Source organism: Caulobacter sp. NIBR2454, assembly GCF_027474405.1.
Classification (GTDB): Bacteria; Pseudomonadota; Alphaproteobacteria; order Caulobacterales; family Caulobacteraceae; genus Caulobacter.
The window spans coordinates 513,342-525,837 of the sequence record NZ_CP114871.1 but is presented as its reverse complement, the minus strand read 5'-3'; the positions used below and the strand labels follow the sequence as shown (position 1 = coordinate 525,837).

General features: G+C 67.5%; 13 protein-coding genes. 2 read left to right on the top strand and 11 right to left on the bottom strand.

The features are described 5' to 3' along the window. Positions 1-4 precede the first annotated feature (4 nt). Entirely contained in the window at positions 5-781 is a 777-nt protein-coding gene (locus tag O5K31_RS02470; RefSeq protein ID WP_269715554.1) for a LytTR family DNA-binding domain-containing protein, read from the top strand. On the opposite strand, the gene O5K31_RS02465 is transcribed toward O5K31_RS02470, so the two are convergent. From O5K31_RS02465 to O5K31_RS02415, 11 genes are all read right to left on the bottom strand, one after another. Next, positions 778-1,329 carry a GNAT family N-acetyltransferase gene (locus tag O5K31_RS02465; protein ID WP_269715553.1) on the bottom strand — a complete coding sequence of 184 codons (552 nt, stop codon included), beginning with the start codon at positions 1,327-1,329 and terminating at the stop codon, positions 778-780. The genes O5K31_RS02470 and O5K31_RS02465 overlap by 4 nt on opposite strands. After that, complete coding sequence (locus tag O5K31_RS02460) at positions 1,326-2,318, bottom strand: NAD(P)H-dependent flavin oxidoreductase (RefSeq protein WP_269715552.1); 993 nt, start codon at positions 2,316-2,318, stop codon at positions 1,326-1,328. The genes O5K31_RS02465 and O5K31_RS02460 overlap by 4 nt, the downstream gene beginning before the upstream one ends. A 115-nt stretch (positions 2,319-2,433) precedes the next feature. Then, entirely contained in the window at positions 2,434-3,216 is a 783-nt protein-coding gene (locus tag O5K31_RS02455) for an SDR family NAD(P)-dependent oxidoreductase (RefSeq protein WP_269715551.1), read from the bottom strand. Between the two features lie 54 nt (positions 3,217-3,270). Next, positions 3,271-3,690 carry an NUDIX hydrolase gene (locus O5K31_RS02450; RefSeq protein WP_269715550.1) on the bottom strand — a complete coding sequence of 140 codons (420 nt, stop codon included), beginning with the start codon at positions 3,688-3,690 and terminating at the stop codon, positions 3,271-3,273. After that, entirely contained in the window at positions 3,687-4,733 is a 1,047-nt protein-coding gene (locus tag O5K31_RS02445) for a patatin-like phospholipase family protein (RefSeq protein WP_269715549.1), read from the bottom strand. The genes O5K31_RS02450 and O5K31_RS02445 overlap by 4 nt, the downstream gene beginning before the upstream one ends. 11 nt (positions 4,734-4,744) lie before the next feature. After that, positions 4,745-5,542, bottom strand: a complete 798-nt coding sequence (locus O5K31_RS02440; protein ID WP_269715548.1) for a 3-hydroxybutyrate dehydrogenase — start codon at positions 5,540-5,542, stop codon at positions 4,745-4,747. Positions 5,543-5,632: 90 nt separating this feature from the next. Next, positions 5,633-6,400, bottom strand: a complete 768-nt coding sequence (yaaA, locus tag O5K31_RS02435) for a peroxide stress protein YaaA (RefSeq protein ID WP_269715547.1) — start codon at positions 6,398-6,400, stop codon at positions 5,633-5,635. A 26-nt stretch (positions 6,401-6,426) separates the two neighbouring features. Next, positions 6,427-7,830: an FAD-binding oxidoreductase gene (locus O5K31_RS02430; RefSeq protein ID WP_269715546.1), complete on the bottom strand. Its 1,404-nt coding sequence runs from the start codon at positions 7,828-7,830 to the stop codon at positions 6,427-6,429. Continuing rightward, a complete protein-coding gene (locus O5K31_RS02425; protein WP_269715544.1) occupies positions 7,827-8,792 on the bottom strand; it encodes an L-threonylcarbamoyladenylate synthase in 966 nt (321 codons plus the stop codon). The genes O5K31_RS02430 and O5K31_RS02425 overlap by 4 nt, the downstream gene beginning before the upstream one ends. After that, a complete protein-coding gene (locus O5K31_RS02420) occupies positions 8,723-10,015 on the bottom strand; it encodes a YceI family protein (protein ID WP_269715543.1) in 1,293 nt (430 codons plus the stop codon). Before O5K31_RS02420 ends, O5K31_RS02425 begins: the two co-directional genes overlap by 70 nt. A 58-nt stretch (positions 10,016-10,073) precedes the next feature. Then, the gene (locus tag O5K31_RS02415; protein WP_269715541.1) at positions 10,074-10,670 is read right to left on the bottom strand and encodes a YceI family protein; all 597 of its coding nucleotides are present in this window, start codon (positions 10,668-10,670) and stop codon (positions 10,074-10,076) included. A 135-nt stretch (positions 10,671-10,805) separates the two neighbouring features. Between O5K31_RS02415 and O5K31_RS02410 the strand changes: the two genes are divergently transcribed. Next, positions 10,806-12,485, top strand: coding sequence for an acyl-CoA dehydrogenase (locus tag O5K31_RS02410; protein WP_269715540.1), 1,680 nt, complete (start codon positions 10,806-10,808; stop codon positions 12,483-12,485). Positions 12,486-12,496: the final 11 nt, after the last annotated feature.

Sequence of the window (12,496 nt, the reverse complement as noted above, 5' to 3'; positions counted from 1 at the left end):
CGAAATGCGTGAGCGGGCGGCGGACGCCGTTCACGAAGCGCGAACGCCCGCGCCGCGCTTCCGGCGGGGCCTCGCCTTCGCCGCCATAGCCGGCGTGTTCCTCGCCTTCGTCGGCGCGTTCGGCACGGACGACGCACCCTTCCCGCAGCGACTGGCCTTCTGGGTCGGCACGTCTGTTCTGGGCGGGTTGGCGGGCAACATGACCGCACGACACGCGGCTGTGCGCGGCCTGTTCGATGAGCGGCCCTGGCTTGGCGGGGCCTTGATCGTCGCAATCCTGACACCGCCCGGCACGCTGGTCGTCTGGCTAGGATCAGCCCTCGCCTTCAATCACCCTATCCGCGTGCAGGACCTGCCCGGCTTCCTCATCGCCGTCCTCGTGGTGACGGTGGCCATGACCTTGCTGAGCTATTTCATCACCCGTCCGCACGATCAGTTGACCTCGGCCTCGCCATCCGACACCGCTCCGCCACGCTTCCTCGACCGCCTGCCGCTCAAACTGCGCGGCGCGGCGCTGTATGCTGTCGAGGCCGAAGATCATTACCTGCGCCTGCACACCGACCGTGGCCAGGACCTGATCCTGATGCGCCTGTCGGATGCGGTGGAGGAACTGGCCGGCATCGAAGGGGCCCGCACCCATCGGTCCTGGTGGGTGGCGCGTGACGCCCTCACGGACGCCAAGCGGGGCGACGGCCGCGCGATCCTGACACTGAAGAGCGGCGTGCGGGTCCCCGTCAGCCGGGCCTACGCCAAGGCCCTGCGCGAGGCTGGGTGGTTCTAGCGGCCAGCCCGCCGGGCGCGCCACTGCTCCGCCGTCTGGCCCCAGCCGTCGACCTTGTACCCGTCCAGAGGCGGCGGCAGACGCGAGGCTCCGCGATTGGCGGAGCCCAGGCGCTGGGCCACCTTTTGCGAGCCGACATTCTCCGGATCGATCGTGTGGATGATGTCGGTCCAGCCGAGCACATCCACGGCGAAGTCCATGCAGGCGACGGCGGCTTCGACCGCGTATCCCTTGCCCCAAGACTCCCGCGAAAGCCCCCAACCGATCTCGGTCCCCGGCCAACCTTCGGGCCGCCACGGCCCGATGCGACCGATCCAGCGACCGGTTTCTTTCTCGACTACCGAGAACATGGAAAACCCTTGCAGGACCCATGAGCCGGTCACCGCCGCCATCACCCGCCAGGTCTGCTCGCGGCCCATGGCGCCGCCGATGAAGCGGGCGACCTCCTCGTCCGCCATCATCGCCGCCCAAGACTCCAAATCCTCGCTGCGCGGGATGCGGAGCAGCAGCCGTTCGGTTTCAAGCGTCAGGTTCGGATCAAAGCTCATTCGACTTTGGTAGAAGCTTGACCGGCGGCCCGCAAGGCGGCGACGCGGTCGATGGCGGCGACCGCCTCCGCCACCAGATTGCGGACGATCTCGCCCGCCGGCAGCACCTGGCGCACCCCGCCCGCGGACTGACCCATGGCCAGGCAGGAGCGGTCGAGTTCGAGGCCTTCGGTCTGGCCGCCAATGCCGCCCATGACGCCAGTCTGGATGGAATGGATGGCTTGCTGCGGAAAGGGCTGGATGTCGGCGGGGCGAGCTTCCCACGCCTCGACATAAGGGTTCTTCAGCACCCGCATCGGCTTGCCCGAATAGCTGCGAGTACGGACGGTGTCTTCGTCGGCGGCGTCCAGAATCGCCTGACGGTAAACCTCGCCGGCGTGCGCCTCCTGCGAGGCGATGAAGCGGGTGCCCATCCACACACCCTGAGCGCCCAGGGCCAGGGCGGCGGCGAGGCCTCGACCATCGTAGAGGCCGCCGGCGGCGATCACGGGGATGTCCACGGCCTCCACCGCCTGCGCCACCAAGGGGAAGGTTCCGACAAGGCCGGTATGACCCCCGCCCTCTCCACCCTGGCAGATCACGGCGTCACAGCCAGCGGTCTGGGCCCTCACCGCATGTTTCACCGCGCCGCAGACAACCATGACCTTCAGGCCTGCGTCCTTCAGCCGGGCGATGATCGGGGCAGGCACGCCGAGGCCCGCGACGAAGCTGCTCGCGCCGCCGGCGATGATCACCTCGACGCTGGCGGTCAGGGCGTCGGGCGTGGCGGCCAGCAGATCGACGCCGAACGGCTTGTCGGTCAGCTCACGCACCCGGCGCATCTGGCTGGCGATGAAGTCGGGGCTGGTCCCGGCCATCCCAAGCACGCCATAGCCGCCAGCGTTGGACACCGCCGCCGCCAGTTCGGCGTAAGAGACACCGCCCATGCCGGCGAGGAGGATCGGATGTTCGATTTCAAGCAGATCGCAAATCGGCGTGCGCAGCGTCATTAGCCGTCCTCCCGGTCTTTTCCGGAAGGATGGGACCGTCGGGGGCAACCCCGCAATGGTGACCCGACGTCATCTCAGCGCTGCTTGGGGGTCCAGAAACAGGCGGTGAGGGCTCTCAGAAAATCGAGTAGCCGCCGTCGATCACCAGGGTGTCGCCGGAATGATAGGCGCTGGCGTCGGAGGCGAGATACACCGCCATGCCGCCGAAGTCGGCCGGTTCGCCCCAACGGCGGGCCGGCACCCGGGGAATGACTTTCTCGGCGAAGGCGGGGGCGGCCTGCGCGCCGGCGGTCATATCGGTGGCGATCCAGCCCGGCAGGATGGCGTTGGCCCGCACGCCCCAGCGGGCGTGCTCCACCGCCACCGACTTCATCATCGAGATGACGGCGCCTTTCGTGGCGGCGTAGGCCTCGTTGCGAGCCGCGCCCTCAATGGCCGCCAGCGAGGCGATACCCACGATGGAGCCGCCGGGATCGCCAGCCTTGGCCCGCTCGACCATGTGGCGGCAGGCTTCGCGGAAGGTGAAAAACACCCCGTCCAGATTGACCGCCAGCACCTTGCGATAGGTCTCGGTCGACATATCCACGAAGGACGGCGCGCCGTAGCCGACGCCGGCGTTGGCGAAGACGCTGTCGATGCGGCCCATGCTGACCGCCGCCTCGGCCATGGCGGCCACGACCTGCGCCTCGTCGGAGACATCGACCTGTTGGGCCAGGACCCGAACGCCCAGGGTGTTCAGCTTGCCCTCGGCTTCAAGGTTGCGCTCGGCGTTGGAGCCCCAGATGACGATGTCGGCGCCCGCCTGCGCCAGCGCATGGGCCATGCCAAAGCCGATGCCGCGGTTGCCGCCGGTGATCAGGGCGACCTTGCCGCTCAGGTCGAAGGGTTTGTAGGCCATGGGGTCGCTCCTCGTTTTTGTTGAAGCCAAAAGACCCGGCTGACGCGGCGGCGGTCAAGCGCCGCCGAAGCGGGACCAGGCTTCGTGGATCACCCGGCGCGTCTCTGGCCACTCGACCATGGCGTCCACCTCACCCATGCGCACGAAGCGCGCGTCCGCCGCGTCGTCCCCAGCCACCGGCTCGCCCGACATCCAACGGGCGGCGTAATCGATCATGATGTAGTGGCGCTCGACCTTGCCAAGGTCGTTCACGAACACGCCGTCCACCACATCGACCAGGGCGAGGATTTCGGCCTCCACGCCGGTTTCCTCCAGCAGTTCGCGGCGCGCGGCGGCGATGGCGGCCTCGCCCCATTCGATGCGGCCGCCGGGAATGCTCCACTGGCCCAGTCGCGGGGCCTTGCCGCGCTTGATCAGCAAAACCTCGTCGCCGCGAAAGCAGACCACGCCGGCGGTCGGGACCGGCGCGTTCAAACCGCGCTCGCCGGAATGTCGAGCGTGGCCCTCTCGCCCACATGGCCTAGGCAAGAGCCCAGCCATTCGTCAGCCGCCTTGCGCCCGCGCTCTTTCAGGTCGGTGAGGAAGCTCCACTCAGTGTTGAATTTGGTCGAAAGGGACAGGTCGTCCAAGTGGCCGTCGGCGGCGATTGAGTGCAGCAGCATGCGCCTGTAACGCCCCTTGGCCGCATCCTTCAGCAAGCCCTCTTCCAGCAGCTTCTGCAGCAGGCCGATAGCGCGCAGCTCAGCCGCCAGGGAAGCGTTGAAGGTGATCTCGTTCAGGCGATCGACGATGTCCCCCGGCGTCTTGGGCGCCTCCTTGCGGATGAAGGGGTTTAGCGTGACCACCAGCACGTCGTCCGGCGTCTTATCGTAGAACAGCGGCCACAGCCCCGGATTGGCCAGGTAGCCGCCATCCCAATAGGGTTCGCCGTCGATCTCCACCGCATGGAACAGGTGCGGCAGGCAAGCTGACGCCATGACGTGCTTCACGGTCAGCTCATGCTCGCGGAAGATTTTGGCCTGGCTCGTCCGCACCTCGGTCGCCGAGATGTACAGCGCTACGGGCGAGCGCTCGCGGATGGCGTCGAAGTCCACCACCCGCTCCAGAGCGTCATGCAGCGGGTTCAGGTTGAAGGGGTTGAAATCGTACGGGCTGAGCGACATCGCGAAGGTCTCGGCCAGTCGCCAGCCCGGGGTGTTCTTGATCCAGTCTGGACTGAGCGCGGCGTTCCAGATGCTGGAGTCGCCGAAGATGTTGCGCCCGCCCGCCTGGTTCACCTTTTTCCAGAAGTCGGCCAGCTTGGCCTTGGCGCCTTCGCGGCCGTTCTCGATCAGTCCGGCCGTCATGGCCACCGCGTTCATCGCGCCGGCGGAGGCGGCGGTGACCGCCTTGATCTCCAGGCTCTCCTCCTCGAGCAGGCGATCGATCACCCCCCAGGCGAAAGCTCCATGAGAGCCGCCGCCCTGCAGGGCCAAGCTGATGGGCTTGGGCCCCGACTTCTTTCGGACGCCCAGCATACAGCCTTCTCCTATTGGGCGGTCCAGCCGCCATCGACTGATAACGCCGTGCCGTTCACGGAAGCTCCCGCATCGGAGACCAGATAAAGCAGCAGGCCGGAGATTTCTTCAGTCGTCACGAACCGCTTGGTCGGCTGGGCGGCCAGGATGACGTTCTTGAGGACCTCTTCCTCGCTGATGCCGCGTGCCCTGGCCTGGTCGGTGATCTGGCCCTCGACGATGGGCGTCTTCACATATCCGGGGCAGATGGCGTTGCAGGTGATGTTCTGCTGAGCGACCTCGAGCGCCACGGTCTTGGTCAGACCCAGCACGCCATGCTTAGCGGCCACATAGGCGGACTTGAACGGCGAGGCGACCAGAGCGTGGGCGGAGGCCAGATTGACGATCCGGCCCCGTCCCTGAGCCTTCATGATCGGCAGGGCCGCACGCGTCCCGTGGAAAGCGGAAGACAGGTTGATGGCGATGATCTGGTCCCACTTCTCGAGGGGGAATTCATCGACGGGGGCCACGTGCTGGATGCCGGCGTTGTTGACCAGAATATCCAGACGGCCGAACTCGGCCTTGGCGAAGGCGACCATCTCGGCGATCTCGCCAGGCTTGGTCATGTCGGCGCCGTGATAGACGACGCGAACGCCGTGGTCGGCCTCAAGCTTGGAGCGAGTGGTCTCGATAGCGACCGGATCGCCAAGCCCATTGAGAACCACATCCACGCCTTGGGCGGCGAGCGCCTCGGCCATGGCGTGACCGATGCCGCTGGTCGACCCCGTGACGATGGCCGCCTGGCCACGCAAACCGAAATCCACGCTCATCCCCTACGCTCCGCATTCTTTTTGTTGCAGCGCAGCATAGTCCGGCCGCGCGCCAGCGGCGAGTCCGCTTTAATTCACCGCTAGATGAATTTATGGCTGCGGGCGAGCAAAAATCCAGTCGGCGTCAGTGGAGAGCTTGGGCTGGAAGCGATAACCGTCGAGGTCGAAGCTCTTCAGCTCTTCGGCCTTGTCGATACGGCCGTCGATGGCGAAGCGGGCCATGCGGCCGCGGGCCTTCTTGGCGTAGAAGCTGAGGACACGCAGCATGCCCTCCTTCTCTTCCTTGAAGTGGCAGGTGACCACTGGCGCCTTCAGGGCCTTTGCATCGACGGCGCCGAAGTATTCCTGGCTGGCCAAGTTCACCAAGGTCTTGTCCTTGTGGCCTTCAAGCACCGTGTTAAGGGTCATGGAAATCCGATCACCCCAGAAATCATAGAGGCTCGCGCCGCGCTTGGTCTTCAGTCGCGTGCCCATCTCCAGGCGGTAGGGCTGCATCGCGTCCAACGGGCGCAACACGCCATAGAGGCCCGACAGGATGCGCAGGTGGTCCTGGGACCAGACCAGCCCGGCCTTGTCCAGCTTGCGAGCCTCAAGCCCCGAATAGACGTCGCCATTGAAGGCGAAGGCAGCTTGCAGGCCGTCCTCGACGGCGGGGTCGAAAGCCTGGAACCGCTCGTGGTTCAGCTTGGCCAGGTTCTCGGAGATGTGCATCAGTCGGCGCAGATCGGCCGCCGTCAGCTTGGAGGTGGTTTTGGCCAGCTCGGCGATGTCGCCCTTCAGCTCTGGTGTGGTGAGCGGCAGGGTTTGCGCGGGTGGGGTGAAATCCAGCGCCTTGGCGGGAGAGATGACCATCAGCATGGGCAGGCCTTAAGCCGAGGCGGGCGTCAGAACAACACCCGGGGGTTCATGATCCTGTGAGGATCGAGCGCCGCCCGAACCACACGCTGGGCGGCGATCTCGGTCGGCGACTTGTAGCGCAGCGCCTCGCCGACCTTCATCACGCCCAGGCCGTGCTCGGCGCTGATCGAGCCGCCGACACGGGCGACGATGTCATGAACGGCCAAGGCGCCGGCCTCGCGGCGGTCATTATGCTCGGCGTCCGACCCGTCGACGGGCCGAAGGACATTGTAATGGACATTGCCGTCGCCCACGTGGCCGAAGGCGACAATACGCGCACCGGGCGCCACCCGTTGCACCGCCACATCAGCGTCACTCATGAAGGCGGCGATCTGGGAGACGGGGACGGAGACGTCGTGCTTCCAGCAGGCCCCCTCCGGGTTTTGGGCGGCGGACTGGCCTTCACGAAGGCTCCAGAAGGCCGCCGCCTGGGTCGCGTTCTGGGCGAGCGTCGCATCGTCGATCAGGCCTTCCTCCAGGGCGCGTGCCAGCAGCCGCTCCAGCGCCGCCTCGGCCGCGCCTGGTTCGCCGCTAGCGGCCTCGATCAGCACGTACCAGGGATGGGCCTCGACAAGCGGTTCGCGCACGCCCGGCAGATGCTTCACGGCCAGGGCGACGCCGACGCGGCCCATCAGTTCGAAAGCCTCCAGCGCCCCGCCCGTCTCGTCCTTGGCTCGCGCCAGCAGGGCGATCGCCTTGGCGGGGCTGGCGAGGCCAACGATGGCGACAGCCCGGGACGGAAGGATCGGGAACAACTTCAGGCTGGCGGCGGTAATGACTCCCAGCGTCCCCTCCGCACCGATCAGCAGGTGCTTCAAATCATAGCCGGTGTTGTCCTTGCGCAAGCGTTTGAGCCCATTCCAGACCTCGCCGTTGGGCAGCACCGCCTCGATGCCCAGCACCAGGTCGCGCATGGTCCCGTAGCGCAGGACCTGGGTCCCGCCGGCATTGGTGCTGATCAGGCCGCCAATGGTGGCAGAGCCTTCAGACGCTAGGCTGAGCGGAAAGCGGCGCCCCGCCGCCAGAGCGGCTTCATGCGCTGCGGCTAGGGTGACGCCCGCCTCAACCACCAGGGCGTCGTCGAAGGCGTCGGCGGCGCGCACGGCGCGCAGGCGCTCGGTGGAAAGCAGGATTTCGCCCTGCGGAATCTGGCCGCCGACCAGACCCGTGTTGCCCCCTTGCGGGGTGATGGCGAGGCCCGCCTCGGCGCAGATGGCGACCACGGCGGCGACCTTGGCGGTCGTGTCCGGCAGGGCCAGCAACGGCGTGTTCCCAGACCAGCGGCGACGCCATTCCACCAGCTTTGGCGCAAGACGGTCGGGATCCTGGCTCCAGCCGTCCGCGCCCAGCGCCGTCTTCAGGCGATCGATCACATCGGCCGGCGCGCTCATCCCACGAACCCCGCGGCGCGGCGCAAGCGGTCGTTGATCGCCTCGCCCAAGCCTTCGTCCGGGATCGGCGCCACGGCGATCGCCGAGGGCTTGGTCCGGTCGGCGGCGCGCAGGAAGGCGAACAGGTTGGCCGCTGCTTCGGACAGGCTTGAAGACGGGCTGAGATTGAAAACCCATTCCCCTGCCGCATGCGGCCCGAAGGCGAGATAGGCCTCACCCTCCTCCGGGCTCACCGCATTGATCCGAACCGGCGCGTCGGGGGCGTAGTGGACAGCGAGACGGCCGGGCGAGCGCTTGGCGTCGTCGGCGGCCTCGGCCAGCGGGCCGACCAGCGCCTCGATCTGCGCCCGCGTCACCGCGCCAGGCCGCAGGAGGCGCGGCGCCCCGTCGAGCAAGGCGACCACCGTGGATTCCAGGCCGACCTCGCAGGGTCCGCCATCCAGGGATGCGGCGACCGAAACGCCCGTCTCCGACAGGGCGTCCGCATAGGTCGTGGGGCTGGGCCGGCCCGAGCGGTTGGCGCTGGGCGCCACCACCGGTCCGCCGAACTCCGCCAACAGAGCGCGCGCCATCGGATGACCAGGCACGCGGATCGCCACCGTCTCCAGCCCGGCGCGGGCCAGATCGCAGACGGTGGAAACATCGCGGATCGGCAGGACCAGGGTCAGGGGCCCTGGCCAGAACGCCGTCGCCAGCTTGCGCGCCCGGTCGTCGAAGACGGCGATGCGCTCGGCGGTCGCCAGGTCGGCCACATGGGCGATCAGGGGGTTGAACCGCGGTCGGCCCTTGGCTTCGAAGATGGCGGCCACGGCCTCGGGTTTCGCCGCATCGCCGGCGAGCCCATAGACCGTCTCGGTGGGCAGGATCACCAACCCGCCCGCGCGCAGGGCGGCTACCGCTTGGTCGCGGTCAGATTGACCCTGACGCTCACCTTGGCCGGAATCTCGTCCGTCGCCGTCCATTCGCCCTGCCCAACTCCGAAAGCCGTACGGTCGAGGCTGGTTACACCGCGCATGCGGGCCGTGTCGCCGTCGATCTTCAGGCTGAACGGCAGGCTCACCGACTTCTTCACGCCGCGAAGATCAAGCGTTCCATCGGCTACGAAGCGACCCTCGGCGGTCTTGCGGAACTTGGTCGCGGTGAAGGTGGCGGTCGGATGCGAGCCCGTATCGAAGAAGTCGGCGCCCACCAGCGACTCGTCACGCTGGCCGTCGCCGGTACCGACCGACGCCAGGTCGATCTTCACCGACACCTTCGAACCCTCCAGGGCATCGGGTGAGAACAGGATGTCGGCGGTCCAGCGCGAGAAGCGGCCTTCGACCGCTTCGCCGCCCCAGGTGGTGGAGAAGCCGAGCGTCGAGCTCTTGCTGACGGTCCAGGCGACCGGCGGCATGGGAGCGGGCGCGGCCTCTTCGGCGGAAACCTCCGGCGTCGCGGCTGTCTCAGGCGTCGCGGCCGCGACAGCGGCGGGTTCAGCGACGTCGGCGACCTCGGCGACTTCCTCCTGGGCGGCGGGCGTCGTCACCGGCTTGGGCTTGGGCGACCAGGCGTACGCCGCGCCCACCACGGCGATCAGGCCAATGGCGGCGGCCCAGGCGCGAGGCTCCCTCCAGCCTGGACGCGAGCCTGGGGCCATATGATCTAGGGTTTCGTCGCGGTCGAGGATCTGGTGCTTGGCCACCGCTCCGAGATGCAGGAGCAGCAGCAGATACGTCAGCTTCACCAGCGCGCCATGCGCGATCTCACCACCGTCATGCCAGATGGATTTGGCCACCACCGGCAATTCCGGCAGGAACGGCAGGTGGGGCCAGGGGATGACGCCGAACAGGAGGGTCGGCACGTTCAGCCGGCTGGCCGAGACCATGATCCAGCCGGTCAGGGGCAGGGCGATCATGATGACGTAGAAGGCCCAATGCACCGCCGTGGCGGCCATGGTCTCCCAGCGCTTCTGATTGGCGGGGTGCGACGGCGGCCGGTGCGTCAGCCTCCAGCCCAGTCGCGCCAGGCTAAGCAGCAGGATGGTGATGCCGATCGACTTGTGCAGCTGGATCATGGCGAAGGCCGACGGCCCCTTAGGGGCGTCGCCGGCCCGCCAGCCCAGGATGATCTGGAAGATGATCGCCGCGGCGATCAGCCAGTGCAGGATGATGGCGACGGTCGTGTAGCGATTGCGGCCCTCGGCCATGCCTGTCTCCTGAAACGGAATCCGCCCCGGCGTACCCGGGGCGGAGCTTAGGCCGGGATTATTGCTTGGTGAACTCAACATCCATGACGAGCTTGACCTCATCGCCCAGGGCCGGGGCGTACTTGGTCGAACCGAACTCGGTGCGCTTGATCACGGTCGAAGCCGAGAAGCCCGAACGGATCGCGCCGAACATGTCCTTGCCCGAGCCGTTGAAGGTCACATCCAGCTTCACCGGCTTGGTGACGCCGGCCAGGGTCAGGTCGCCGGTCACAACGCCCTTGTTGCCCGCCCCGCGCTGTATCGACTTGGAGACAAAGGTAGCGGTCGGGTGCTTGTCGGCGGCCAGGAACTCGGCCGGAAAGGCGGCGTCTGCCTTGTCGTAACCAGTGCTCAGCGAATTGACGTCCACCGTGACCTTCAGGACCGAAGCGTCAGGCTTGGCCGGATCGTACGAATAGCTGGCGTCGAACTTGTCGAAGCGGAAGGTGTAGCCGCTAAAGCCGAAGTGATCGATCTGGGCGGTGATGCTGGCGTGGGTCTTGTCCAAGGCATAGGTCCCAGCCGGCATTTCGGCGGGGTTGGTGGAAGCGGCGTAGGCCAGGGGGGACGCGGCCAGGGCGAAGGCGAAGGCGGCGTAGGCGAGAGAGCGGCGCATGAGAGAGAACCTCGTTACTGCAATAGTTGCTGTTTCAATTCTCGCACAGCTAAGATCGAACCTCGTAGATGAAAGGGCGACGGCGTTCACGAACGCGTGATGGACGGCGACGCAGTCGGGCCGTAAAACGCCCGTATGACCTACATCGCCCCCGTCCAGGACTTGCTCGCCTCTCTCCGCGCCGCTGGTTTTGACCAGCTTGCCGCTCTGTTTCCCGAGGTGGACGAGGAAACAGCCGCCGCGATCCTTGAAGCCGCGGGAGCCTTCGCCAGCGAGGTCATTGCGCCGCTGAACCGCCCCGGCGACCTGGCGGGCGCTACCTATGCCAACGGCAAAGTCGCGGCGGCTCCGGGCTATGCCGACGCCTATCGCCGCTTCGCCGCCGATGGCTGGAATAGCCTGTCAGCCGATCCGCGGTTTGGTGGCCAGGGCCTGCCCAAGGCGCTGGAGATCGCCGTGTTCGAAATGATACAGGCCGCCAGCCTGGCCTTTGGCCTGTGCCCCATGCTGACCCAGGGCGCGATCGAGGCGCTGCATGCTCACGGCACCGAGCGGCAGCAGAACCTGTACCTCCCCAAGCTGATCAGCGGCGAGTGGACCGGCACCATGAACCTGACCGAGCCGCAGGCCGGTTCGGATCTGGCCGCCGTCGCCACCCGCGCTGAACCCGATGGCGAAGGCGGCTATCGCCTGCATGGCCAGAAGATTTTCATCACCTGGGGCGACCACGACGCCGCCGACAACATCGTCCACTTGGTCCTCGCCCGCCTGCCGGGCGCGCCTGAGGGGGTGAAGGGGATCTCGTTGTTCCTGGCCCCGAAGGTCATGGTCGCCGACGATGGCGCCCTGGGTTCGCTCAACGACGTCCGCCCCGGCGGCATCGAACACAAGCTGGGCATCCACGCCTCGCCCACCTGCGTCATGCTGTTCGAAGGCGCCAAGGCCGAACTGGTCGGCGAAGAGGGCCAGGGCCTGGCCCACATGTTCACGATGATGAACGCCGCCCGCCTGCAGGTGGGGACGCAAGGCGTCGCCATCGCCGAGCGGGCCTATCAGCAGGCGCTGGCTTTCGCCCAGGAGCGCCGCCAGGGTCGCAGCGCCTGGACCGGCGAGACCAAGGCGCCGATCTTCGATCACCCCGACGTGCGTCGCACCCTGATGTTGATCAAGGCTAAGACCGTCGCAGCGCGTGGGATCTGCCTGTCTACCGCCATCGCCGCCGACCTGTCGCGCCTGGCCGATACGCCGGAAGCCCGCGACAAGGCCAAGCGCCGCGAGGAATTGCTGACCCCAATCGCCAAGGGCTGGTCCACCGACATCGGCGTCTGGGCGGCGTCCGAGGGCCTGCAAGTTCACGGCGGCATGGGCTTCATCGAGGAAACCGGCGCGGCCCAGCACTATCGCGACGCCCGCATCCTGCCGATCTACGAGGGCACCAACGGCATTCAGGCCATGGATCTGGCTGGCCGCAAGCTGTCCATGGCCGGCGGCCTGGCGCTGGAGGAGTTGCTGGCCGAGATCGAGGCCACGGCCGCCACGGCGGAAGGCACGATCGGTCCGCGCCTGACCGCCGCCGCCGCCGCGGCGCGTGAAGCGTCCGCCTGGTTGGCGGCGCGCAAGGGCACGCCCGACGCCCTGGCGGGCGCGACGGCGTTCCTGCAGTTGATGGGTGAGACGACGGGCGGCTGGATGCTGGCCAAGGGCGACGACGCCGCGCTGGCCCGGCTCTACGCCGATCAGGTCTTGGCCGGGACCCCCGGCCTGGTCGCGGCGGTCACGCAAGGCGCCGCGTTGCTGGAGGCGTGGACGGGCTGAGCCCGCCCACG

Excerpts from the sequence above, each read along its gene's own strand:
- O5K31_RS02420 (WP_269715543.1), bottom strand. The coding sequence starts at position 10,015 with ATGGCCGAGGGCCGCAATCGCTACACGACCGTCGCCATCATCCTGCAC.
- O5K31_RS02470 (WP_269715554.1), top strand. The coding sequence starts at position 5 with ATGCGTGAGCGGGCGGCGGACGCCGTTCACGAAGCGCGAACGCCCGCG.
- O5K31_RS02445 (WP_269715549.1), bottom strand. The coding sequence starts at position 4,733 with ATGCTGGGCGTCCGAAAGAAGTCGGGGCCCAAGCCCATCAGCTTGGCC.
- O5K31_RS02415 (WP_269715541.1), bottom strand. The coding sequence starts at position 10,670 with ATGCGCCGCTCTCTCGCCTACGCCGCCTTCGCCTTCGCCCTGGCCGCG.
- O5K31_RS02455 (WP_269715551.1), bottom strand. The coding sequence starts at position 3,216 with ATGGCCTACAAACCCTTCGACCTGAGCGGCAAGGTCGCCCTGATCACC.
- O5K31_RS02430 (WP_269715546.1), bottom strand. The coding sequence starts at position 7,830 with ATGAGCGCGCCGGCCGATGTGATCGATCGCCTGAAGACGGCGCTGGGC.
- O5K31_RS02465 (WP_269715553.1), bottom strand. The coding sequence starts at position 1,329 with ATGAGCTTTGATCCGAACCTGACGCTTGAAACCGAACGGCTGCTGCTC.
- O5K31_RS02410 (WP_269715540.1), top strand. The coding sequence starts at position 10,806 with ATGACCTACATCGCCCCCGTCCAGGACTTGCTCGCCTCTCTCCGCGCC.
- O5K31_RS02460 (WP_269715552.1), bottom strand. The coding sequence starts at position 2,318 with ATGACGCTGCGCACGCCGATTTGCGATCTGCTTGAAATCGAACATCCG.
- O5K31_RS02440 (WP_269715548.1), bottom strand. The coding sequence starts at position 5,542 with ATGAGCGTGGATTTCGGTTTGCGTGGCCAGGCGGCCATCGTCACGGGG.
- yaaA (WP_269715547.1), bottom strand. The coding sequence starts at position 6,400 with ATGCTGATGGTCATCTCTCCCGCCAAGGCGCTGGATTTCACCCCACCC.
- O5K31_RS02425 (WP_269715544.1), bottom strand. The coding sequence starts at position 8,792 with ATGGACGGCGACGGACGAGATTCCGGCCAAGGTGAGCGTCAGGGTCAA.